We start from the raw sequence: 24048 nt of genomic DNA on the forward strand, positions 1-24048 counted from the left end.
CGGGAGGTGCGGGATGCCGGAGGGGACGGCAACGCCCTTACGGGCGGCGACAATGACGGAGTTCAGCGGTCGCGTCTCGACACCGACCTACGACCGTTCCCGGATCAAGACGGGGGTAGTGCATTTCGGCGTCGGCGGATTTCATCGCGCGCACCAGGCGATGTACCTCGACCGATTGCTCGAACGCGGCCTCGGGCACGAGTGGGGCATCTGCGGGGTGGGCGTCCTGCCCGGTGATCGCCGCATGCGCGATGTGCTCCGGGCGCAGGATGGCTTGTACACACTGTCGGCGGTCGCGCCGGAAGGCGCCTGGACCACGCGCGTGATCGGCTCCATCATCGAGTACCGATATGCCCCGGACGATCCCGAGGTCGTCGTGGAGAGACTCGCCGATCCGGCCACCCGGATCGTCTCGCTCACCATCACCGAGGGTGGGTACCGGATCGCGGCCGCCACCGGGGAATTCGACGCCGACGATCCCGCGATTCGCGCCGATCTCGCCGGAAATTCCCCGCCTGCCACCGTCTTCGGTCACCTCACCGAAGCGCTAACCCGGCGCAGATCCCGGGGAATCGCACCGTTCACCGTGCTGTCCTGCGACAACATCGAAGGCAATGGGAACGTCGCGCGCCGCGCGTTCAGCGCCTTCGCCGATCTGCGCGATCCCGAACTCGGATCCTGGATCGGGGAGCACGTGCGCTTCCCGAATTCGATGGTGGACCGGATCACCCCGGGGACCCCACCCGAGGCGAGCGGTGAGATCGAGCGGCGTTACGGGCTCATCGATCGCTGGCCGGTCGTGACCGAGCCCTTCGCGCAATGGGTGCTCGAGGATTCCTTCGAACTCGGCCGTCCGGCCTTCGAGGAAGCCGGCGTACAGGTCGTCGCGGACGTCACCCCGTACGAACTGATGAAACTGAGGTTGCTGAACGCGAGCCACCAAGCGCTGTGCTACTTCGGATACCTGAGCGGCTACCGGCTGGTCCACGAAGCCGCGCGGGATCCGGTCTTTCGGCGATTCTTGTCGCGCTATATGGACGCCGAGGCGACACCGACGCTGCGCGCGGTACCCGGTGTCGACTTGGACGCCTACAAGCGGACATTGCTCGACCGGTTCGCCAACCCCGCGATCGGCGACACCATGGCCCGATTGTGCGCGGAATCCTCCGATCGGATTCCGAAGTGGCTGCTGCCGGTGGTGCGCGCGCAACTCGCCGCCGACGGCGAGATCGATTGTGCCGCGGCGGTTGTCGCGAGCTGGGCGCGCTACGCCGAGGGTGTCGACGAGCAAGGCGAGCCGATCCGGATCGTGGACCGGCTCGCCGACCGGCTGGTTCCCCTCGCCCGGCGGCAACGCGAGCAGCCCACCGCCTTCCTCGGCGAACGTTCGCTGTTCGGCGATCTGATCGACCACCCCCGGTTCGTGACCGCGTATCTGGCGGCCCTGGACACACTGCACACCCGGGGCGCACACGCCACCGTCGAGGCGTTGGCGCGTTAGCGAGGGGTGACGCGGGCTATCGCCCGGCAGTCCGCGCCGACCGCGAACCATACGTCCAGGCTCGAGTCCGTACAGCGAGTGACGAGGTCGACGTGCTCCCCGGACCGCACGGGCTTCCCGTATTCCATCACCACGCGGTGCGGACCGGATTTCAGTTCGGCGTGATCGGCGAGGACCTCCTCGAGCGCGGTGAGGTAGACCGCGTTGTTCATGTGGTCGAGCAGGTCTATGTCGGTGACCCGCAGCGGGAAAGGCCGGATCTGGACGCCGGGCTCGCCTGCCGCGGGCATCGGATCGGTGAGCGAGGCCTTCCAGCGCAACCGGTGCTCGGTCGTGCAGGCCAGCATCGGCGCCAGGAACCGGTCGCTCATCCGCGCGGGCACGCCCGACTCGGTGCCGAAGTGGATCAGGAAGCTCTCGGTCTCCACCAGACCGCCCGCGCTGCCGCAGACCTGGACCCGCATCGTGCACCACCGGGTCGAGGTCGCCGAAGGCCAGCGCCGCAGCGTCGCCCACTCGCCGAACCCGAGCGGTTTGAGCGCGTCGATCACCGTCCTGCGGATGACCCACAGTCGGTGGATATCGCCGTCCTGGAGAACATCGAGGTGGTCGTACCCGACGTCCTGCAGGTAGCGCGCGACACCGTCGAGCCGCAGGCGCTGGTCACGGTCGGTATCGGCGAGACGTACGGGCCATCCCGTCTCGAACGGCGTCAGGACGGCTGGGGGTTCCGGCAGCACGCTGGGAATGACCATAACCGGATGATGCCAGTCATTTGCTGACATCGCGATCGACATGGTCATATCGTCATCTAGCTGAAAGATAACTCATCTCATCAGCAACATTGGTCGAATGCCCGACATCAAGGTAGATCGCCAATAGTTAGCCACTCTACTGGAAATGGGTGGGTATACGGAAACCCGGTCGCCGGGCCGCGGGATCGGCCCCCGTTCGACGCCCACGGCGACCTCTGCGTCGAAGAGCATCGGCACACCATCGGCGACGCCGCGGACCACCCGGTGTTCGATAGTCGGCGCAACGATCGCGGTACGGCAGGCCAGTACGGCGCCGAAGCAGTCGCCACGCACGAGGTCACCCTCGCGCGCGGCGATCGCCAGCACGGTGTCCTGCGCGTGCAGGGCGGCCGCGCCGGTGGCACCGCGGGATGATCAGCCCTGGTCGCAGCGACGCCACCCCTGACCACCCCCGCACGCGCGCTCCTACTTCCTCGACCGATCCCGCTTCTCCCGCACCCGCACCGAGATGCGGACCGGTGAGCCGTCGAAGCCGAACTCCTCGCGCAACCTGCGTTCCAGGAAGCGCCGGTAGCCCGCCTCCAGAAAGCCGGTGGTGAACAGCACGAACGTGGGCGGACGAGTGGTCGCCTGAGTGGCGAACAGCACGCGGGGCAGCCTGCCGCCGCGCATCGGCGGCGGAGTCGCGGCGATCACTTCCTTCAGCCAGGTGTTCAGCCTGCCCGTCGAGATGCGCTTGTCCCACGACTCCAACGCGGTCTCCATGGCGGGCACCAGCTTCTGCACCGCACGGCCGGTGTGCGCGGAGATGTTCACCCGCTGCGCCCACGGCACCCGGATCAGATCGCGGTCGACCTCGCGGTCCAGTTGCAGACGACGATCCTCGTCGACCAGGTCCCACTTGTTGAACGCCAGCACCAGCGCACGCCCGGAATCGGCCACCATGCTGATCACCCGCAGGTCCTGTTCGGTGATCGGCTGCGAGGCGTCGATCAGCATGATCGCCACCTCCGATGCTTCCAGCGCGGACTTGGTACGCAGCGAAGCGTAGAACTCGGTGCCGCTGGCGTTGGCGACCTTACGGCGCAACCCCGCGGTGTCGATGAACTTCCAGACCTTGCCGCCCAATTCGACGAGGGAGTCGACCGGGTCGACCGTGGTGCCCGCGACATCGTGCACCACCGAGCGCTCGTCACCGGCCAGCTTGTTCAGCAAGCTCGACTTACCGACGTTCGGCTTGCCGACCAGCGCCACACGGCGCGGGCCCGCGCCGCCGGTCCCCTCGCGCGGGGTCTCGGGGAGCACTGCGAGGACGTCGTCGAGCAGGTCGCCGGTGCCGCGGCCGTGCGCGGCGCTGACCATGCGCGGCTCACCGAGTCCGAGCGACCACAGCGCCGCTGCTTCGGCTTCCACCCGCTGGTCGTCGACCTTGTTGGCCACCAGGATGACCGGGACGCCGGAGCGTCGCAGCTTCTTCACCGCCGCCTCGTCGGTGGCGGTGGCGCCGACGACGGCGTCGACCACGAGCAGGATCGCGTCGGCGGTCTGCATGGCCAGTTCGGCCTGCCGGGCCACCGATTGCTGTAGCCCCTTCGCGTCGGGCTCCCATCCGCCGGTGTCCTGGACGAGGAAGCGCCGCCCCGCCCAGTTGGCCTCGTAGGACACGCGGTCGCGGGTCACCCCGGGAATGTCCTCCACGACCGCCTCGCGACGGCCGAGAATCCGGTTCACCAGCGTGGATTTGCCCACGTTCGGGCGGCCGACAACTGCCAGCGTCGGCATCGCGACGTGCGTCTGGTCCTCGAATTCGCCCTCGAGCCCGGCCAGCTCCCAGTCGGCTTCGTCACTCCAGACGCCGTCGCCGGCGAGCACGTCCTCGTTCATCGGGTACCTCCGGCACCGGTCGCCGAGATCTGCCGCGCGACGACGCGATACAGCTCGTCGATGACCTCGTCCATGGACAGGTCGCTGGTATCGACCGGCACCGCGTCCTCGGCGGGGCGCAGCGGGGATACCTTGCGGGTCGAGTCGAGCGTGTCGCGGCGCTGCACGTCGGCGAGCACGCCCGCGTAGTCGTCGCCCCGGCCCTCGGCGATGTTCTGCTGATTGCGCCGGTGTGCCCGCGCCTCGGCCGAGGCGGTCAGGTAGATCTTGGCGTCGGCGGCGGGCAGCACCACGGTGCCGATGTCGCGGCCCTCCACCACGATCCGCCCCGCGACAGCCGTGATGTCGCGCTGCATGGCGACGAGCAGGTCACGTACCTCGGGCACCGCGGAGACCGCCGACACGGCCTTGGTGACCGCGTCACCGCGAATCTCCGACCGGACGTCCTCGCCGTCGAGCTCGATCACCTCGCGGCTGGGGTCGGTGCCGATGGACAGCGGCAGCTCCTTGACCGCGGCGGCGATGGCCGCGGTGTCGGTCAGTTCGACGCCCGCCCGCAACACGCGCAGCGTCGCCACCCGGTACATGGCGCCGGTGTCGAGATACCGGGCGCCGAGCCGGGTGGCCAGCCGCCGCGACACGCTCGATTTCCCGGTGCCGGACGGCCCGTCCATGGCGACCACCAGCGGGCTCGTACCGGCCATCCGCGCCGGCGCCTGCACCGGGATCTCCACACCGTTCACAACGACACCGCCTCATAGAGTTTGCCGATTTCATCGCGGCCGAGCACACGCAGCGTGCCGGGCCGTTGGTCGCCCAGCGCGACCGGACCGATATGGGTGCGGACCAGCCGGATGACCGGATGGCCCACCGCGTCGAGCAGACGGCGCACGATGTGCTTGCGCCCCTCGTGCAACACCACCTTCACCAGGGAACGTCCCTCCCCCAGCTCGAGCACCTGGAACCGGTCGACCTTCGCGGGACCGTCCTCCAACTCGACGCCGTTCTTCAATTGCTTGGTGACCGCGCGATTGTTGACCTCCCCTTGCACGGTCGCCAAGTAGGTCTTGGAGACCTCGAAGGACGGATGCATGAGCCGGTGCGCCAGATCGCCGTCGTTGGTCAGCAGCAGCAGACCCTCGGTGTCGGCATCCAGTCTCCCGACGTGGAAGAGGCGCTGACCCGCGGCGATCCGCTCGGCGACGATGTCGCCGACGCAGGGGCGCCCCAGATCGTCGGACATGGTGGACTGCCAGCCCTTGGGCTTGTTCAGCGCGACGTGCACCAGCTCTTCGCGCACCACCACGCGGGTGCCGTCGACGCGCACGACCGCGTGCTGGGGGTCGATGCGCAGTCCCTGCTCGCGCACGATCATGCCGTCGACCTCGACGCGGCCCTGCGCGATCATCTCCTCGGCGGCGCGACGCGACGCGACGCCCGCCTTGGCGAGGACCTTCTGCAGTCGCTCCCCCTCGCCCCACGGGAGCTTGGTGTGGCCGCCGGTCTCGGGGATCTCCACGTTCTGGTGGCGCGCGGGCTTGGCGTTGCTCAGCAGCGGCGGCTGCGCGACCTGACGCTGCGGCTTGGGCTTCTTCTTGCCGGGCTGGGCGGCGGTATGCCGCTGCGGGCTCGGAGCCTGGGCCGATCCGCGTTGCGCCGCACCCCGGCCCGCGCCACCCGGCTGGGCGCCGCGGGCGTTGATCCCCCGCTGGGCCGAACGGGCGTCGCGTGAGCCCGAGTCGCGGCCAGCGCCGCCCCGTTCGGGCTGCGCTCCGCGTTTCCTACGATCCGGTGTGCCATCTCGGCGAGCGGTATTCATCGTGTCCTGTCACTATTCGGTGCCGAGGTCCAAATCGGCCTCGGCGGGTTTTTTCAACCTGGTGTACCGGGGGTCGGTCTCCAGGCTCTCGTTGATCTCATCGATCAGGTCGACGCCCGGAAGCAGGGGCGCCAGCGGCGGCAGGTCGCTGAGCGAAGCGAGCCCGATCCGTTCCAGGAACAGCTCGGTCGTGCAATACAGCGTCCCGTTGGTCTCCGGGTCGACACCTGCCTCGGCGATCAAACCTCTGGCCAGCAGTGTGCGCATCACGCCGTCGACGTTCACGCCACGCACCGCGCTGACCCTGGTCCTGGTCACCGGCTGACGGTATGCCACCACCGCCAGCGTTTCCAACGCCGCCCTGGTCAGTTTCGATCGGGAGCCGTCGAGCAGCATCCGCTCCACATACGGCGCGTACTCGCTGCGAGTATAGAAGCGCCAGCCGTCACCCACGAAACGCAGATCTATCCCGCTGGACCGCGCCGACAGCTCGGCGGACATCGCGCGCAGCGTGTGCTCGACCCGCTCCCGGGTGTCGCCGAGGGCGGCGGCGAGCTGGTCAACCGGTGCGGGAGCATCGATGACCAGCAGCATGGCCTCCAGCGCCGAACGGAAATCGGCGTCCTCAAGCGGCTCGGGGGTGAGTTCCACCACTGCCTCACTCACGACCGCACCTCGCCGGAGCCCGGCTCCGTCGTGCGCGATCGCGCGCTGTGCTCGCTCACCCGTAGTCCTCCTCGATAGTCACGGTCTCCACCTGTTGCGCGGCTTCGTCGCCGATCCAGCTCACCGCCAAGGGACCGAGCGGATCGGGCTGGTCGAACTCGATCGTCTTCCCGCGATACAGCTCGAGCAGCGCCAGGAAGCGGGCCACGATCTGCACCGGGACCTCGCAGTCTGCGACCAGTTCACCGAAGGAGGTCCACGCACCCGCACCACGCTGTTTGAGCCGCTCCAGCACCAGCGCCGCCTGCTCGGCCACCGATATCGCATGTGTATGCAAGTGGTCGAGCCCGACCTTGGGTACCGGACGGGGCCGGAAGGCCGCCGCGGCGATCGCGGCGAACTCGGCCGCCCCGACACCCAGCCTAACCTCGGGCAGCAGGTCGGCGTAGCGCTCCTCCAGGCCGACCGCGCGCGGATAGCGGCGCAGCGCGGCCGCCTCCAGCTCGCCGAGCAACTCGGCGACCTGCTTGAACGCGCGGTACTGCAGCAGCCGGGCGAACAGCAGGTCGCGCGCCTCGAGCAGTTCGAGGTCCTCGGCGTCGGTCATCTCACCGGACGGCAGCAGCCGCGCCGCCTTCAAATCGAGCAACGTGGCGGCCACGACCAGGAATTCGGTGGTCTGATCCAGGATCTTGTCCGCCCGCAAGGTGTTCTGCCGCGCCATGCTCGCGGTCAGGGCCTTGGTGTAGGCGATGAACTCGTCGGTGACCTTGTGCAACGCCACCTCGGTGACGTCCAGCTTGCGCGAGCTGATCAAGGTGAGCAGCAGGTCGAACGGACCCTCGAAGTTGCTCAGGCGCAGCCGGAATCCGGATGCCTGCGGGTCGGCCGCCGGTGGTTGTTGCGTCTCCGGTGAAACACCGCTTGGAGCAGGTGCATTCGGCGGAGAGCTCGGTGCGTTCGGCGGAGAGCTCGGTGCATTCGGCGGAGAACTCGGTGCGTTCGGCGGAGAGTCGGGCGCGTCCAGCGGAGAGTCGAGAGCGTCCGGCGAAGAGTCGAGAGCGTCCGGCGAAGAACCGAGAGCGTCCGGCGAAGAACCGAGAGCGTCCGGCGAAGAACCGAGAGCGTCCGGCGAAGAACCGGGCCCGACCGACGACAAGCCAGAAGCGACCGGGGAAGAACCGGAAACGTCCGGTGCGTCGGTGGACCGATCGGCCCGCGTCTCGGCGACGTCCGGCGCGGCCGCCTCGGTGCGCTGATCGGAGACGTCCACGAACGGTCGGTCGGTGTCTTCCCGCGGACGTGGGGCAGCCGCGCTGACCGGTTCGGTTCGTCCAACCGTGTCGCCGGCGACGGCCGCGTTCGGGCGGCGAGGCACGGCGTCCCGGCCCGCGGCTATGAATGCGGCCGCCGCGTTCCCGAGTGCGGGAACCGGACGCACGGGTTCGTCCGGCCCACCGGAGTGGGACGAACGGTCGTCCGGCGCGGGTGTCGATCCGGCCGCGGGAGACCCCTGGCCGGACGGGTCGTTGTGGGACGCAGACGAGGGGTCGGAGCGGCCGCTCACCGGCCCGATCGGTGGATGACTTCTCGGGCCATCGACCGATACGCTTCGGCGCCGCCGGATTTCGGCGCCCATGTGGTGATGGGTTCGCCCGCGACACTGGCATCCGGGAATCGGACGGTCCGAGCGATGGCGGTGTCGTAGACCAGGTCACCGAACACCTCGACGACTCGCGCCATGACCTGGCGGGAATGCAGCAGTCGGGCGTCGAACATGGTGACCACTATTCCGTACAGGCTCAACCGCGGGTTCAGCCGGTCCCGCACTTTCTCCACGGTGTCGTTGAGCAGCGCGAGCCCACGCAGCGAGAAATACTCGCATTCCATCGGGATGATCACACCGTCGGAGCAGGCCAGGGCATTGACCGTGAGCAGGCCGAGCGAGGGCTGGCAGTCGATGAGGATGTAGTCGTAGCGGCCGCGCACGGGCTCCAGCGCGCGGCCGAGCGACTGTTCCCGGCCCACCTCGTTGACCAGTTGGATCTCCGCGGCGGACAGGTCGATGTTGCTCGGCAGCAGGTCCAGGTTCTCGACGCGGGTCTGCATCAGCACGTCGTCGATGGACACTTTGGAACCGATGAGGAGGTTGTGCACCGTCGAATCGAGATCGTGGTGAGCGACACCGAGACCGGCCGACAACGCGCCCTGTGGATCCAGATCGACCAGCAGCACGCGACGGCCGTATTCGGCCAGTGCGGCACCGAGATTGATGGTGGAGGTGGTCTTGCCGACCCCGCCCTTCTGGTTGCACATGGCCACGATCAGCGCGTCACCGTGCTCGCTGACCGGCGGCGGGTCCGGCACCAGCCGCAACGGCCGTCCGGTCGGACCGAGCGTCGCGTCCTCCGGGACCGGCTCCACTCCGTGGCCCCACAGCGTTTCCGCCGCGGCTTCCGAGTACGGACCCGGTCGCGAGCCCGTAAGCGGCTCCGCCCCAGCACCCATCGGCGGCTCTGCCGCGCCGGCTGTAGTCACGATCCGCTGCTCCTTATACGTTCCTGCCCGTTGCCTCGCCGAGCGTAGCGAGGCCGATCAGGGCCGACCTCGCTTTCGTGCGGTCCAGCTCTGAATAGACGCTACCGCTTGACGGCACTCGAGTGCCGCGCCTGCGCGCGGCGTGTTCGGCCCGCCCTGGTCAGCGCCATTGCGGTCCGCCATCGAAATGAACGTCGAACCGGTCGTGCAATTCGTTCATGCTGTCCCAGTCCGCCTCCCCGCGTGCGATCCGGCCGAGTTGCCGGAAGTATTCGAAGCGGACGATACCGGGTGTGAGCACAGCCAGGAATTCAGCAGGCCCGTCGGCGGTGGCGCCGAAGGCGTGCACGACGCCCGGCGCAACCACCACCAGGCCACCTTTGCCCACCACGCTCCGGGTGCCGTCGACGAGAAACTCCATCGCGCCGCCGAGCACATAGAAGATCTCGGTCGACTTCATATGGTGGTGTGGCCGGGTGCCGTCCGCGCCCGCGGCCAGAGTCAGGCGATTGGCGCCGAACAGCCCTCCGGAGTTCTCGCTGTCCTCGAGCAGCCGGAACGACCCGCCGCCGGGCAGCGGAACCGCTTCGACATCGGCCTCGTGGACGATGAAAGACCCTGTCATACAACTCTCCTCGCGTCGTGGTCCGAAGGCCGCGATCGAATGCGCACGCCCGCTCCACAACAACCGGACCGCAGTCCGATTTGTTCCGCTCTGGATTCCGTCTTCCCCCAGAGGGACTCGCGGAGACGGTCACCGCGCTCTCGGATGTGCGGTGGCCCAGACTTCGCGCATGGTGTTGACCGTGACGAGGGTGTAGATCTGGGTGGTGGTCACCGAGGCGTGGCCGAGCAACTCCTGCACCACACGCACGTCGGCGCCACCGTCGAGCAAATGAGTGGCGAAGGAGTGGCGCAGCGTATGTGGCGACACCACCGCCGCGATACCCGCGCGTTCGGCCGCGGTGTGCAGGACTTGCCAGGCACTCTGCCGTGACAATCGCGCCCCGCGGGCATTCAGGAAAAGGGCTCCGGCGTTGCCCTTTCCCCGCGCGGCGAGCACGGGCCGTCCACGGACCAGGTAGGCGTCCACGGCAGCGAGCGCGGGACGTCCGATCGGCACCAAGCGCTGTTTGCCCCCCTTGCCGCGCAGCACGACCGCCCGTTCCTCGATGTCGAGATCATCGACGTCCAAGCCGACCGTTTCCGAGATCCTGGCGCCGGTGGAGTACAGCAATTCCAGCAGCGCGCGGTCACGCAGGCCGCGCGGTCCGCCGTCGGCTCCTCCCGCGGCCTCAGCGGGCCCGCCGCCCGCCGCCTCCAGCAATCTCAGCACCTGGTCGTAGGGCAGCGCCTTGGGCAACCTGCGTCCTGGCGCGGGCGGCTTGACCGCGTGCGCCACGTCGGTGCCGGTCAGTCCCTCCGCGGCGGCGAAGCGATGCCAGCCGCGCACCGCGATCAGCGCGCGGGCCACCGAACTCGCCGCCAGCGGGGGGTGCCCGCCACCGCCCGAGCGCAACGCCACGGTGAACTCGGCGACGTCGGATTCGGCGACCCCGTCGAGCGAGCCGATGCCGCGCCCGGCCAGGAAGTCGAGATAGCGACCGAGGTCGCGCCGGTAGGCGCCCAAGGTGTTGGGCGCGACGCCGCGCTCGACGGCGAGGTGGTCGAGATAGGCGTCGAGCTCGCGACCGAGCACCTTCGGGTCAGTCTTCGGACCCCTCCGCCTTGCGGCGGAGGAAGGCCGTGGGCTGCCCGTCCCAGGGTGCGTCCGGCGGCCTCGGGTCGATGCCGCCCGCTCGCGCGGCCGCCAGCGCGAGCACGCCCGCGACCGCCGTGGCGTTGACGATCTCCCCGGCCAGCGCGGCGCGGACGGCCTCGTCGACCGGCATGCGGACCACTTCCAGGTCCGCCTCCTCCAGTTCCGGCTCCGGGCGGTCGGTTTCGTACAGATCCCGCGCCAGGTAGACCCGCAGCGCTTCGTCGGTGAATCCGGGCGAGAGCACCACGTCCACCAGAACCGCCCATTCCCGGGCGGCCAACCCGGTTTCCTCGGCCAGCTCCCGGCGCGCTGCCAGGAGCGGATCCTCGCCGGGGAGGTCGAGCAGGCCTGCGGGCAGCTCGAGCAGCCGCCTGCCGATCGGGTGACGGTACTGGTTGATCAGCACCACGTTGTCGTCGTCATCGATAGCGGCGACGGCGACGGCGCCGTGGTGCTCGATCACCTCGCGCTCGACGACCCGCCCGCCCGGCATCCGCACCTGGTCGAGCCGCAACGCCAGGATGGCGCCGCTGTAGACGGTCTTGCCGGAGACGATCTCGAAGTCGTGGCTACCCGGCTCGGCAGCTCCCCCGTCGGTCATGCCGTCACGCCTTTTCCGTCGCACCCGCGAGTTCTTCACCGGGAATGTCCACCGGGAGTCGTTCGGCCGCTTTGTATCTCAGCGCCGCCGAGATGAGCGCCGCGAACAGCGGATGGGGACGGGTCGGGCGGCTCTTCAGCTCCGGGTGCGCCTGTGTGGCGACGAAGAACGGATGCACGTCGGCGGGCAACTCGACGAACTCGACCAGATGCCCGTCCGGCGAGGTGCCGCTGAACTTCAACCCGCTCTCGGCGATCTTGTCGCGGTAGGCGTTGTTCACCTCGTAGCGGTGACGATGACGCTCGGAGACCTGCTCGCTGCCGTAGGCCTGGGCAACGACCGAGCCCTTCGCCAGGGTGGCCGGATACGCCCCGAGGCGCATGGTGCCACCGAGGTCGGCTTCACCTGCCACGGCCTGCTCCTGGTCGGCCATGGTGGAGATGACCGGATGCGGTGTGTCCGGTTCGAATTCGGCCGAGTTCGCCTCCGCGAGTCCCACCCTGCGAGCCGCCTCGATCACCACGCATTGCAGCCCGAGGCACAAGCCGAGCAGGGGAATGCCGCGGTTGCGCGCGTAGTGGATCGCCCCGACCTTGCCCTCGATGCCCCGGATGCCGAATCCGCCGGGAATCAGCACGGCGTCCACGTCGCGCAGCGCGTGCTGCGCGCCGGAGGGGGTCTCGCACTCGTCGGAGGGCACCCAGCGGATGTTCACCTTGGCACGCGATGCGAAACCGCCCGCGCGCAGCGCCTCGGTCACCGAGAGATAGGCGTCGGGCAGGTCGACGTACTTGCCGACCAGTGCGACCTCGACCGTCTCGCGCGGCGAGTGCACCCGGTCGAGCAGGTCGCCCCACACGGTCCAGTCCACGTCCCGGAACGGCAGGCCCAGCCTGCGCACCACGTAGGCGTCGAGGCCCTCGCGGTGCAGCACGCGCGGGATGTCGTAGATCGACGGCGCGTCCGGGGTGGAGATGCAGGCGTCGACCTCGACATCGCACATCAGCGCGATCTTGCTCTTCAGCGCCTGCGGGACCTCGCGGTCGCAGCGCAGGATCAGCGCGTCGGGCTGGATGCCGATATTGCGCAGCGCCGCCACCGAGTGCTGGGTCGGCTTGGTCTTCAACTCACCGGACGGCGCGAGGTAGGGCACCAGCGACACGTGCAGGAAGAAGACGTTGTCCCGGCCGACGTCGTGGCGGATCTGGCGGGCCGCCTCCAGGAACGGCTGCGACTCGATGTCGCCGACGGTGCCGCCGATCTCGGTGATCACCACGTCCGGGGTCTGGCCCTGTAGATCCGGGCCGCGCATCGCGAGAATCCGGTGCTTGATCTCGTCGGTGATGTGCGGAATCACCTGCACCGTGTCGCCGAGGTACTCGCCGCGGCGCTCCTTGGCGATGACCGACGAATAGATTTGCCCGGTGGTCACGTTCGCGTCCCGGGACAGGTCCCGGTCGAGGAAGCGCTCGTAGTGGCCGACGTCCAGGTCGGTCTCCGCGCCGTCCTCGGTCACGAACACCTCGCCGTGCTGGAACGGGTTCATCGTGCCGGGATCGACGTTCAAGTACGGGTCGAGTTTCTGCATGGTGACGCGCAGCCCACGCGCCGTCAGCAGCTGACCGAGGCTGGAGGCGGTAAGACCTTTACCCAATGAGGAGGCGACACCACCGCTGACGAAGATGTGCTTCGTGGCCGTTCGCGCCTGAATCCGTGTTTGACCCACGGGTCTTCACGGTAACACGAATCCGCCCGTCCGTTCGAATGCCACGCGAGTTTGCTCACCAGTCGCCAGGCCGCCGATCAGAGCATCGGCGGCCCGAGTGTGAGCCGGGTCGCGTCACGCTGGGCACGGGTGACCGGTAGCCGGAGCCGGGCGACCCACCGCAACGGTTGTCGGAGGCCCGAGCGGGCGCGGGAATCCCCTGGCTCCGGCGGTGACGGAAGTCGTCGGGCCGCTCAGCCCGGGACCGCGGCCAGGGTCAGCGAGGCGGCTTTGGCGCCGGTGCCGTAGCGGCCCGCGCCGCCGCCGAGCTGTTCACCGAGCGCGAGCACGGTGGTGACGCGGCCGAGCTCTCGTTCGAGGTTGTCGACGGTGCTCACCTGGGCCGCGAGCGCGGCGTCGGCGCGGACGACGGCGATCGGCCCCTGCCCGTCCGCGGCGCCGGCGCGACCGGCGAGGACCACCCCGGTGCCACGGCCACGCAGGGCTCCGGCGAAGCGGGCGATATTCGCCCCAGCACTGTTCTCGGCGGCGTCGATGCCGTCGCCGGTGATCACGACCGCGAGCTGCGCGGGCCGGACCGGCGTGTCACCATAGGCGAGGAAACCGCCACCGCGCAGGGTCTCCAGCACCAGCTCGAGCTCCTGCGGAGTGCCCCGAGGTTGCCCGTTGGCCGGGTCCAACAGCAGGACCAGGCCGAGCAGATCACCGGCCATACTGCCCTGGTCCACCGCGCCGGTACGCAGTTGCGCACCCGCCGGGATGACGTTGGTGACGGCCGTGCGCATCCGGTCGCCCTCGGTCGCGTCGGCGAATGCCTCGGTCAGCGCGATCCGGCCGGTGACGCCGGCGCCGGACATCTCGAGTGATCGGGTCACCGCGTCGACGTCCCCGGGGTCGGCGTCCGGCGTGGTGAACACCACGACGCCGCGGTCGGCGAGCGCACCGCCGAGGATGCGACCGGAGGATCCGGCGATGAACCGGTCGGCGGCGCCGGCCTGGTCCCCGAGCCTGCGGTTCTGCTCGGTCAGGGTGTCGACCTGCTGCCGCAGATCGGTCTTGTCCGCCCGCAATCCCGACAGCAGATCGGCCGCGAGCGTCTGGGATCCGAGCACCACTCCGATCGCGAGTGCGAGGAAGATCGCGGCAATCGAGATGGCGTGCCGGCGCATCGATATCATCGTTCTCCCTTTAGAGTTCCCACGATCCGAACTGCCCTTGGGCCCACCGCGCGAAGCGGTTCCAGGTGTCCACACCCCAATCCGTGAAGTCCCCGCCACTGTTGGACGCCAGCAAAACGACGATCACGGCGACCAGCGCCGCCAGCACCACCAGCGCGACGGCGATCCCGGACACCCGGCTGCCGTACAGGGTCGCGACGGCTTTCGCGTCCATCAGCTTCGTGCCGACCTTGAGCCGGGTGAGGAACGTAGCCGGATTGCTGTCGCGGCGGCCGCGATCGAAGAAGTCGTCGAGCGAAGCGGGCGCTCCCGCCGTGACGATCAGTGCGGCGCCGTGATGATCGGCCAGCAGCAGCGCCAGGTCGGCGGCCGAACCCGAGGAGGGGAAGGTCGTCGCGCCGATGCCGAGGTCCTGGATGCGTTCCAGCCCCTTCGCGTGGCCGTCGGTGTCGGCGGGAAGAATCACCTCGGCGCCGCATTTCATCGTCGCGGAAGTGATCTCGTCGGGGTCTCCGACGATGACGTCGGGCCGATAGCCCCGCCTGCGCAGCGTGTCGGCGCCCCGGCCGACGCCGATCAGGATCGGGGCGTACTCCTTGATGAACGGCTTGAGCCGCTGCAGATCCTCGGCGTGATCCGGGCCGTCTGCGACGACGACCACGTGCCGGTGCTTCATCACCAGGTTCAGTTCCGGGACGCCGAAGCCGTCGATGAGCAGCGCGCTCTCCGTCCGGATGAACTCGATGGTGTTGCCCGCGAAGGCTTCCAGGTGATCGGCCAGTCCATTGCGCGCCTCGATCATCCGCTCCGCGATGGCGGACCGGGTGAGCTCGATGCCCTCGACGAGGACCTCCGGCTCCTTCTTGATCAGCTTGTCGGCGTAGACCACGCCGTCGACGACGCGGACCTTGACGCCGTCTTTGATCTTCTTGAACGCGTCCGAGCTCACGGTGTCCAGCAGCAGGATCCCGTTGGCCACGAGCGCTTCGGGACCCAGATTCGGGTAGCGGCCGGAGATGGACGGCGAAGTGTTGATCACCGCGCCGACGCGCGCCTCGACCAGCCGGTCGGCGGTCATCCGGTCCAGGTCCATCTCGTCGAGGATGACGATGTCGCCCGGCCCGACCCGCCCGAGCAGCCGCCGGGTGTTGCGATCCACCCGGGCCGTCCCGATCAGACCAGGAAGCGTTTCGGTGTTTCTCGACAACAGCGCCGGCATCCTCATGCGCCGATGATGGCGGCAAACTCTCAACCATTGGTGGAGGCGCGCCGTCTCATCGCCTGCATTCGTCCACCGTTTCTCCGTCTGACGATCGCCCGAACAAGGCCCGGCATCCGGCCGCCAGCACCGGAATGCAACGCGACGCTCGACATAAGTTTCAATATTTATGCTGGTAAAGCGGATTTCCCAAGCAATCCGAGAATGCGGATAGACGATCATGACACTCGGCCCGATCGTCCGCGCCGCCGTGTGAACCGCGGCGATACGACCGGCGTTTCCAACCAGACCACGCGCCGCATTACAGCCCGGTTCGAAGTTCAGCGAACGAGCCGCTACCGCGCCGATAAACCGTTCTGATTGTCGGCCGCCGCGACAACCCCAACGTTTCTGGCGAGGCTGCTGCGCCGCTCGACCCGGAGCAGATCCGCGAACCGATTCAGGACCGGTTGGCGTCGGCATTTCGATCATTGATCACCAGCCCGCACGGCTCCGCGCCGAGTGTGACGCGGACGACACGTGCACCGAGTGGCGCACCCGGTAGCTATATGCTGCCGGTCACAGATAGTTCGAAGAGGAGAACCTATGGCCAGCACCACCGTCGACGCCGTCATCGCCGCCCCGCGCGAGGTCGTCTATCGGCTCTTCGCCGACCGCGAGAGCATCAGCCCCTTCATTCCCGTGCAGGTCAAGCTGGTCAAGCCCGGCCTCACCGAACGGGAAGGCGTCGGCGCCCAGCACCTGATCGGCCTCGGCCCGGTCGGCGTCACCGAGGAGATCACCAAGCTCGTGCCCGGCGAGCGGATGGAGTACAAGATCGTCAAGGGCGCGCCGGTGAAACGCCACGTCGGCATCGTCACCTTCGCCGACGCGGACAACGGCACCCTGGTCTCCTACACGATGGACTCCGACCCGAAGCTGCCGGTGCCCGCCAAGGTGCTGGAATTCGGATTGAAGAACCTGATCGGCCAGTTCATCAAGGGCGCGCAGAAGGCGGTGCGCTGACCGGCGCGCTCAGCGCGTCGCCGCCTCGGCGCCCGCTTTCTCGGCGCGCGCCGTCGCCAGCAGTTCCTCCGCGTGCGCCCGGCCGGTCTCGGTGTCGTCGAGACCGGCCAGCATGCGCGCCAGTTCGATCACCCGCTCGTCGTTGGTGAGCGCACGCACGCCACTGTTCACGGCGCCCTTGCCGTCATCGGATTTGTCGACGACCAGGTGCGTGTCGGCGAACGCCGCGACCTGCGGCAGATGGGTCACCACGATCACCTGGTGGGTACGCGCCAGCCGGGCCAGCCTGCGCCCGATCTCCACCGCGGCCCGGCCGCCGACACCGGCGTCGACCTCGTCGAACACCATGGTCGCTCCGTGATCGGAACCGGCGAGCACCACTTCCAGCGCGAGCATCACACGCGACAACTCGCCGCCGGATGCGCTCTTGCTCAACGGCAACGACTGCGCTCCCGAATGCGCCGACAGCCGGAATTCCGCCTCGTCGACGCCTGTGGTCCCGGCGTGCAACTCCCGGCCGTCGATGGTGAGCGGCGCCGAGTCCTGCGCGCTCGCGGGCAGCGGCCGCACCTCGACCTCCAAGCGCGCTTTCCCCATCGCCAGGCCACCCAGCTCGGCGCTCACCGCGGCCGCCAGCTTGCCCGCGGCCTTGGCCCGCGCGGCGCTCAGCTTCTTCGCCGCCTCGCGCACCCGATCGGCGGCGGTCTCCACCTCGGCGGCGAGCTTGGCCAGCGCCTCCTCGGAGACATCGAGCGAGCCGAGCCGGCTGCGCGCCTCCTGCGCCCAGGCGAGCACCCCGTCGATGTCGGGTGCGTACTTACGGGTCAGCGTCTTCAGTTCGGCCTGCCGGGTGAGCAGCGAATCCAGGGCTCCCGGGTCTGAAGGCAGGTCGGAGAGGTACCCGCTCAGCTCGGTGGTCACGTCGACCACCACCGCGATGGCATCGGCCAAGCGCGGCGCGAGCGCGACCAGCGCCGGATCGTCGGCGGCCTCGATGCGGGCGCGCGCGGCGCCGAGCGCTTCCAGCGCGCCGGAACCGTCTTCGGGTGCGTCGGCCGCTCCGGCGAGCGCACCGTGAGCGGTGGCCGCCGCGTCTCGCAGCGAATCCAGATCGCTGAGCCTGCGCACCTCGTCGACGATGCGCACGTCTTCGCCGGGTTCGGGCGCGACGGCGTCGATTTCGTTCAACGAGTGCTTGAGCCGATCGGCCTCGAGGGCCAATTCCCTGCTGCGCGCGGTCCGTTCGAGCAGTTCGGTGCGGGCGTCGAGCCACGATCGGCGCAGCACCTGGTACTTGCGCAGCAGAGCACTCACCGTGTCGCCCGCGAATCGGTCCAGCGCCGACAACTGCAGCTCGGGGCGCTGCAAACGCAGCTGATCGTTCTGGCCGTGCACGGTCAGCAACGGCGCCGTGAAGTCGGCCAGCACCGAGGCCGGGACGCCGCGGCCGCCGAGATGGGCACGGGAGCGTCCATCGCTGCCGACCGTGCGGATCGCGATGACGCTGCCGTCGTCGTCCTGCTCGGCCGCGGCCGCTTCGAGCACCTGCGCGACCTCGGCACGGGCGGCTTCGTTGACGTCGTCGACGGTGAAGCGGCCCTCCACCACGGCGCGGGACGCGCCGAGCCGCACGCGGCCCGCGTCCGCGCGGGCGCCGCTGAGCAGATGCAGGCTGGTCACCACCATCGTCTTGCCCGCGCCGGTCTCGCCGGTCAGGCAGGTCAGGCCCGCATGGAATTGCGCGGTCGCCTTGGAAATGACGCCAAGGCCGTCAATCCTGATCTCTGTCAGCACTCGTGCTCTCCGTTCGCCGTCGGCCACGCCAGCCTGTCACGGGCAATTGGAACTTCCGCACCATCCGGTCGGCGAACGGTGCGGAGTCCAGCCGCACCCAGCGCACCGGTTCGGCGCCGCGAAACGCCTCGACCCGGCCCCCGCTGGGCAGTGCGAGCGTGCGCCTGCCGTCCAGGAAAACTATCGCATCGTGACCTGTCGCCACGGACTCGACCGCGATCCGCGAATCCGGGCTGGTGACCAGCGGGCGCGCGAACAAAGCATGGGCATTGCTCGGAATCACGAGCAACGCTTCCAGTTCCGGCCACACCACAGGACCGCCCGCGGAGAAGGCGTAGGCGGTCGATCCGGTCGGCGTCGCGATGAGGATGCCGTCGCAGCCGAAGGCCGACACCGGCCGGCCGTCGACCTCCAGCACCACTTCCAGCACGCCCATGCGGGAAGCGTTCTCGATGCTCGCCTCGTTCAACGCCCAACCGCTGTCGGTGATCTCGTCGTCGACCCGGACCGTGACGTCGATCGTCATCCGATGCTCGATCGTGTAGTCGCGCCGGACCACCTGTGCGAGCGCATCGTCCAGATGCTCGGCCTCCGCCTCGGTGAGAAAACCGATGCGGCCGAGGTTGATACCGAGCACCGGCACCGTTGCCGGGCGCGCCAACTCGGCGGCGCGCAGAAAGGTTCCGTCGCCACCGAGCGCGAGCACCATCTCGCAACCGACCGCGGCCTGCGGGCTGTGTTCGACCACGCACACCGGATAGCCTCCCGGCTCGGCCGCGAATCGCGTGCTGTCCGCCTCGTCGGCGAGCACACGCAGGCAGATGCCCGCGTCGGCGAAGATCTTCGCCACCCGGTGGGCGGTCTCGATGATCTCCGCGCGGCCCGGATGGGACACCAGCAGAATCTCCCGGCCGTGGCGCCGGCCCGGCGCGTTCACTGTGGACCCTCCTCAACCGCACGCTCGACCAGCGCCGCGACCTGTTCGCCGTCGAACTCGACCGGCCCGTCCTTACGCAACCACAAGAAGTATTCGACATTGCCGGACGGACCCGGCAACGGGCTCGCCACGACACCGACAGTGCGCAGGCCCAGCCCTGCGGCGGCCGCCGCCACCGTACGCACCGCTTCGGCGCGCAGCGCGGGATCACGCACCACGCCGCCGGAACCGACCCGCTCCTTGCCGACCTCGAACTGCGGCTTCACCATGGGCAGCAGGTCGGCGCCTGCCGCGGCGCAGGCCGCGAGCGCGGGCAGCACCAGGCTCAGCGAAATGAACGACAGGTCGCCCACCACCACTTCGACCGGGCCGCCGATGGTTTCGAGTGTCAGACCGCGCACGTTGGTCCGGTCGAAGACCCTGACCCGCTCGTCGTTGCGCAGCCGCCACACCAGCTGGCCGTACCCGACGTCGACCGCGACGACCTCCCGCGCTTCCCGCGCGAGCAGCACGTCGGTGAAGCCGCCGGTCGAGGCGCCCGCGTCCAGGCAGCGCTTGCCCGACACCGACAGCCCTTCCGGCTCGAACCGCTCCAGCGCGCCGAGCAGTTTGTGCGCGCCACGCGAGGCCCAGGAGACCTCGTCGGGCTCCTCGCGGACCAGCAGTGGTGTGCCCGCCTCGACTGCGGTCGCCGGCTTCACCGCGACCGTTCCAGCTATCAGGACGCGGCCCGCGCCGATCAGCTCGACCGCGTGTTCTCGCGATCGCGCCAATCCGCGGCGAACCAGCTCCGCGTCCACCCGTGCGCGTCTGGCCACCTCAGATCTTGTCCACCGTGGCCAAGGCCTGTACCAGCACGTCATGTGCCTGCTCCAGGATGCGAGCGCGACGGGTGATGTCGACTCCGGCCTCCGCGCTCTCGGCCGCGGGCGCGGCCCGGCCGGGGCGGTCGAGTTCGGCGAGCAGACTGTCGACCTCGCCACGGATTCGATCCGGATCGGCGGGCTCCGGACGCCCTTGCGCGCCCGGCAGGTGCTGACCGGGCAAGGGCGCCCCGGGGCGGTGACCTTGCTGACCGGCGGCCGTACCGGGACCGTTCGGACGAGGCATAGGAGTAGTCATCGTGGCGTCAACGCTATCGGATTTCCGAATCCGACGCGCGTACCGTCACAGCTCGTCCCGGGTTGCGCTGGAGCAACTCGCCGAGGTCGGCTTCCGGCTCGGCGGCTACGACCGCGTGGTTGAGGGCGTCGAGGGTGTCTGCGACATAGGTCGGGATCTGCCCGACCGGGGCGTTGCGCAGTTCGTCCAGGGTGCTGACGCCGGTGAGCACCAGCAACGAGTCGAGCCCGACCCGGTTGGCGCCTTCGATATCGGTGTCGAGACGGTCGCCCACCACCAAGGCGCTGCGGGAACCGGCTCGGACGAGAGCGTCCTCGAGCAGCGGCGCATGCGGTTTGCCCGCCACGATCGGCTCCCGATCGGAAGCGGTGCGCAGCGCGGCGACCATCGCACCGTTGCCCGGCGCGAGGCCGCGTTCGTTCGGCAGCGTCCGGTCGGTGTTCGCCGCGACCCAGAGTGCGTCCGCGCGCAGGGCGTAGGCCGCTTCGGCGAGATCCGGCCATGCGGTGTGAGGTGAATGTCCCTGCACCACAGCGGCGGGAGCGTCGCCGTCGAAGCGCCGAATCGCGCGCAGCCCGACCGCGTCCACCTCGGCGGCCAGGTCGTCGGTGCCGACGACGAGCACCCGCGCTCCCCGGCCGAGCCGCTCGGCCAGTAACCGTGCCGCCGCCTGGGCGCTGGTGACCACGTCGTCGGGAGACGCGGGGAAGCCGAGTTCCGACAGATGCACGGCCACGACGTGCGGCCCGCGGCTGGCATTGTTGGTGACGTACACCAGCCGCTGCTCCGCCTGTCCTGCCGCGGCCAGCGCCTCCGGCGCCCCCTCGATCACCTCGTGACCGCGATACAGCGTGCCGTCCAGATCCAGCAGCAGGGCTCGGTAGCGATCTCGTAGCCGCTTCACACCACTCTCACTCCGTGTCACCGATCGGCGCCGTGCCGACTCATAACCGCCGGACCCCTCCGGCAGCACAGCCGCTCGGTGAGGCCGAGACACTCGAACCCTACGCCAGACCACGGACCCGGAAGACGTGGCATCAGACACTCGGATACTGCGGATCGCAGGCGTCACAGCGCACTTTCGCAGAGGAGGGCTGGGGCTTCCTCCCCTCCTCGCACGCCTTCCCCAGAGGTATGACCGCCACCACAACCAGCTCGCGCGGCGAACGCTTCCCCATACTCGAACCAGGCGGTCGGTCGGCCCGCCTCCCGGATCGCCGGAGCCGTGGCATGCGATGGAGCCAAGCAAGATGCGCGGCGCGACTCGTGCGACCGCAGGGCAAGACGAGCATCCGATTTGCCCGCTGCGCCCATCACAGTCTCTCTTGCCGATCGAACTCAGCACCATGGGTCTCAGCACGTCGCACGTCAGAATGAATAGCCTGCCACGGGTGTACGCGGTCACCGCGAAACCGAGACCGTAGGACGCCGGGCGACCTACGGGGCACGACCAACCACTAGGCGCCTACCGCGCCACCGCTACCTCAGAAGGGAAAGCGTCGGCCCGCCTGATGTGAGCGAGTGTGGCCCTACGAGCCGCCCGTTCGTTCCGCCTCGATCTGCTGAGACCGCTCGTCGCAGTGGACGTCGCGGCCGAATGCTCTCTGCATCGCAAGGATCAGATGTTGTTTTCCCCGGTGAGTTCGGCGGCGCGTTCTTCCGCATCCGTTTCGCCGTCCAGATCGGCCGACGCGGCGTTGAGGAACCAGGTGAGGCCCTCGTCCGTGCGGCCGGCGGCGACGAGGGCGTCGGCGTATGCGTAGAAGAGCCGGGCCGCCGCGGAACCGGTCCGGGAGGGATCGAGATCCGAGGTCTGCAAGGTAACGACGGCCTGGTCGTACTGGCCGAGATCCATCCGCGCGCCGGCGACGACGATCCGCAGCTCGGTCGCCTCGTCGCCGCGCAAGGCGCGCGCCTCGTCACTGCGACCGAGTTCGATCGCGCGTTCCGGGCGTCCCAGACCACGCTCACAGTCGGCCATGACGGCCAGCAGCCCGGAGCCGCCGGACATCCGGCGCGCGGTGCGCAGTTCCGACAATGCCTCGGCCCATTCGCCGGCGTGGTAAGCCACCACGCCCGCGGTCTCACGGACGACGGCGATCCGTCCGGCACGCTGCCGCGCGGCCCTGGCGTGCGCGAGAGCCAGGCCCGGGTCGTCGTCGAGCAGGCGCACGGCCATCACCAGGTGACGGGCGACCGTTTCGGCGTTGCCTTTGTCCAAGCTGAGCAGATCACGGCGCACTGCCGTGTCGAGATCGGCGGCCTGCACCTCGTCCGGCAGATCCGGCTCCTCCGGCCGCGGCGGGCGGCGGTCGAGGGCACGGCCCGCACTCTCACGGGCGCCTTCCCCGCCTCGACGGCGATCCTGCGATGCGTCACCGCGTGAAGCGCGATCCTCGCGGTTTTCGCCGCCCCTGCGGGCATCGCGATCCGGTCGAGGGCGCTGGGTCGCGTCATCTCGACGCTGGAAGCCGGAGTCAGCCCGTCGTCCCGCATCACCGCGCTCCGCGGAATCTCCGCGTCGTCCGAACCCGCCGCGCGCGCTCGGTTCACCGCGGCGGGCAGCGTTACGGTCGCCGGAATCCTCACGGCGCCGGTTGAATCCACCGCGCGTCTCGCCACGATCGGACCCACCGCGAGCACCGGAGTCCTCTCTGGATCGGAATCCACCGCGCGTCTCGTCGCGCCGCTCTCCGGCATCGCTCCGGCCCTTGAATCCACTACGATCGCCCGAGCCGCTCCGGCCCGCGGACTCGTCCCGTCGCTGGAACCCGCCGCCCTTGGCCGCGTCGCCGCCACGCCGGAAACCACCGGTGTCACCACTCCGGTCGCCGGACTCAGAGCGCTTGAAACCACCCCGGTCGCCGGAACCACGACGCTCGCCGAAGCCACCGCGCTGGCCGGAACCCGCGTTGTCACCACGACGGTTGAACCCGCCGGAACTTTCGCGCCGCTGGTGACCACCCCGGTCGGATGAACTGTCCCGTCGGCTCTGTCCGCCCGATTCCCCGCGGCGGGTGAAGCCCCCGCCTTCCCCGGAGTCGGCGCGGCGCTGAAATCCCCCGCCGCGTTTGGCCGAGTCCTGGTTGTCGCCGCGCCGACCGGACCCGGGATCGGGAGCGCCGCGCCGGAAGGGCTTCCGATCGTCGTTTTGTTCCGGCACGGTGCTGCCTTTCTTGGTGTCGCGAAGAGAGGTTGTACCCACAGATTCAATCACGCGCCCGCGGTGGGGAGCGGGCGCGGCAAGGTTCGTCGGAGCTCTGTCAGATGCTCAAACGCAGATAGGGGACCCAGATTCTGGGTCCCCTATCTCGAAGGATGTTCCGGCGGTGTCCTACTCTCCCACACCCTGTCGAGTGCAGTACCATCGGCGCTGGCAGGCTTAGCTTCCGGGTTCGGAATGGGACCGGGCGTTTCCCTACCGCTATGGCCGCCGTAACTCTATGAAACTATCCACACACCCCCGCGCGCTCCCACCCACCAACCCCACCCCGGTAAAGAAGGGGGGTTCATGGGAAAAAGCCGGGGTATCTGTGTGTTG

Annotated in this window: 21 protein-coding genes, 1 rRNA gene and 1 pseudogene; 3 read left to right on the plus strand and 20 right to left on the minus strand. The window is 69.2% G+C overall.

Going from position 1 to position 24048, the window contains the following annotated elements:
- The first annotated feature begins 52 nt into the window (after window positions 1-52).
- Complete coding sequence (locus K8O92_30835) at window positions 53-1501, plus strand: mannitol dehydrogenase family protein (protein ID UAK32073.1); 1449 nt, start codon at window positions 53-55, stop codon at window positions 1499-1501.
- On the opposite strand, the gene K8O92_30840 is transcribed toward K8O92_30835, so the two are convergent.
- A complete protein-coding gene (locus K8O92_30840) occupies window positions 1498-2256 on the minus strand; it encodes an acyl-[acyl-carrier-protein] thioesterase (protein ID UAK32074.1) in 759 nt (252 codons plus the stop codon). The two genes, K8O92_30835 and K8O92_30840, sit on opposite strands and share 4 nt — an antisense overlap.
- A gap of 264 nt (window positions 2257-2520) precedes the next feature.
- Here K8O92_30840 and K8O92_30845 point away from each other — a divergent pair, with 264 nt between their 5' ends.
- Window positions 2521-2670, plus strand: a complete 150-nt coding sequence (locus K8O92_30845) for a hypothetical protein (GenBank protein UAK32075.1) — start codon at window positions 2521-2523, stop codon at window positions 2668-2670.
- A gap of 51 nt (window positions 2671-2721) precedes the next feature.
- Here K8O92_30845 and der read toward each other — a convergent pair whose 3' ends face one another.
- The 12 genes from der to K8O92_30905 form a co-directional block, all read right to left on the minus strand.
- Complete coding sequence (gene der, locus K8O92_30850) at window positions 2722-4140, minus strand: ribosome biogenesis GTPase Der (protein ID UAK32076.1); 1419 nt, start codon at window positions 4138-4140, stop codon at window positions 2722-2724.
- Window positions 4137-4844, minus strand: coding sequence for a (d)CMP kinase (gene cmk / locus K8O92_30855; GenBank protein ID UAK36037.1), 708 nt, complete (start codon window positions 4842-4844; stop codon window positions 4137-4139). Before cmk ends, der begins: the two co-directional genes overlap by 4 nt.
- Window positions 4845-4879: 35 nt before the next feature.
- Window positions 4880-5959: a pseudouridine synthase gene (locus K8O92_30860; GenBank protein UAK32077.1), complete on the minus strand. Its 1080-nt coding sequence runs from the start codon at window positions 5957-5959 to the stop codon at window positions 4880-4882.
- 12 nt (window positions 5960-5971) lie between these two features.
- Window positions 5972-6553: an SMC-Scp complex subunit ScpB gene (scpB, locus tag K8O92_30865; GenBank protein ID UAK36038.1), complete on the minus strand. Its 582-nt coding sequence runs from the start codon at window positions 6551-6553 to the stop codon at window positions 5972-5974.
- 127 nt (window positions 6554-6680) lie between these two features.
- Window positions 6681-7487: a segregation/condensation protein A gene (locus K8O92_30870; protein ID UAK36039.1), complete on the minus strand. Its 807-nt coding sequence runs from the start codon at window positions 7485-7487 to the stop codon at window positions 6681-6683.
- 701 nt (window positions 7488-8188) lie between these two features.
- Entirely contained in the window at window positions 8189-8941 is a 753-nt protein-coding gene (locus K8O92_30875) for a ParA family protein (GenBank protein ID UAK36040.1), read from the minus strand.
- A gap of 382 nt (window positions 8942-9323) precedes the next feature.
- Window positions 9324-9788: a cupin domain-containing protein gene (locus K8O92_30880; protein UAK32078.1), complete on the minus strand. Its 465-nt coding sequence runs from the start codon at window positions 9786-9788 to the stop codon at window positions 9324-9326.
- Between the two features lie 129 nt (window positions 9789-9917).
- Window positions 9918-10862 carry a site-specific tyrosine recombinase XerD gene (xerD, locus tag K8O92_30885; GenBank protein UAK32079.1) on the minus strand — a complete coding sequence of 315 codons (945 nt, stop codon included), beginning with the start codon at window positions 10860-10862 and terminating at the stop codon, window positions 9918-9920.
- A gap of 7 nt (window positions 10863-10869) precedes the next feature.
- A complete protein-coding gene (locus tag K8O92_30890; GenBank protein UAK32080.1) occupies window positions 10870-11526 on the minus strand; it encodes an NUDIX hydrolase in 657 nt (218 codons plus the stop codon).
- 4 nt (window positions 11527-11530) lie between these two features.
- Complete coding sequence (locus tag K8O92_30895) at window positions 11531-13252, minus strand: CTP synthase (protein UAK32081.1); 1722 nt, start codon at window positions 13250-13252, stop codon at window positions 11531-11533.
- Window positions 13253-13485: 233 nt separating this feature from the next.
- Window positions 13486-14430, minus strand: a complete 945-nt coding sequence (locus K8O92_30900) for a copper transporter (GenBank protein UAK32082.1) — start codon at window positions 14428-14430, stop codon at window positions 13486-13488.
- 10 nt (window positions 14431-14440) lie between these two features.
- The gene (locus K8O92_30905) at window positions 14441-15655 is read right to left on the minus strand and encodes a thiamine pyrophosphokinase (GenBank protein ID UAK36041.1); all 1215 of its coding nucleotides are present in this window, start codon (window positions 15653-15655) and stop codon (window positions 14441-14443) included.
- Window positions 15656-16234: 579 nt separating this feature from the next.
- Between K8O92_30905 and K8O92_30910 the strand changes: the two genes are divergently transcribed.
- Window positions 16235-16654: an SRPBCC family protein gene (locus K8O92_30910; GenBank protein UAK32083.1), complete on the plus strand. Its 420-nt coding sequence runs from the start codon at window positions 16235-16237 to the stop codon at window positions 16652-16654.
- A 9-nt stretch (window positions 16655-16663) separates the two neighbouring features.
- Here K8O92_30910 and recN read toward each other — a convergent pair whose 3' ends face one another.
- The 7 genes and pseudogenes from recN to rrf all read right to left on the minus strand — a co-directional run bounded on the left by recN (window position 16664) and on the right by rrf (window position 23945).
- A complete protein-coding gene (recN, locus tag K8O92_30915) occupies window positions 16664-18448 on the minus strand; it encodes a DNA repair protein RecN (protein UAK32084.1) in 1785 nt (594 codons plus the stop codon).
- Window positions 18426-19385 carry an NAD kinase gene (locus tag K8O92_30920; GenBank protein ID UAK32085.1) on the minus strand — a complete coding sequence of 320 codons (960 nt, stop codon included), beginning with the start codon at window positions 19383-19385 and terminating at the stop codon, window positions 18426-18428. The genes recN and K8O92_30920 overlap by 23 nt, the downstream gene beginning before the upstream one ends.
- Window positions 19382-20203 (minus strand): TlyA family RNA methyltransferase, encoded by an 822-nt coding sequence (locus tag K8O92_30925; GenBank protein ID UAK32086.1) that lies wholly within the window; start codon window positions 20201-20203, stop codon window positions 19382-19384. Before K8O92_30925 ends, K8O92_30920 begins: the two co-directional genes overlap by 4 nt.
- A gap of 1 nt (window position 20204) precedes the next feature.
- Window positions 20205-20495 (minus strand): hypothetical protein, encoded by a 291-nt coding sequence (locus tag K8O92_30930; protein ID UAK32087.1) that lies wholly within the window; start codon window positions 20493-20495, stop codon window positions 20205-20207.
- Window positions 20496-20520: 25 nt separating this feature from the next.
- Window positions 20521-21411: an HAD-IIA family hydrolase gene (locus tag K8O92_30935; GenBank protein ID UAK32088.1), complete on the minus strand. Its 891-nt coding sequence runs from the start codon at window positions 21409-21411 to the stop codon at window positions 20521-20523.
- 714 nt (window positions 21412-22125) lie between these two features.
- Window positions 22126-23007, minus strand: a pseudogene (locus K8O92_30940) (hypothetical protein).
- Between the two features lie 821 nt (window positions 23008-23828).
- A 5S ribosomal RNA gene (gene rrf, locus K8O92_30945) occupies window positions 23829-23945 on the minus strand.
- Window positions 23946-24048 lie beyond the last annotated feature (103 nt).

This window comes from Nocardia asteroides, assembly GCA_019930625.1.
Classification (GTDB): domain Bacteria; phylum Actinomycetota; class Actinomycetes; order Mycobacteriales; family Mycobacteriaceae; genus Nocardia; species Nocardia sputi.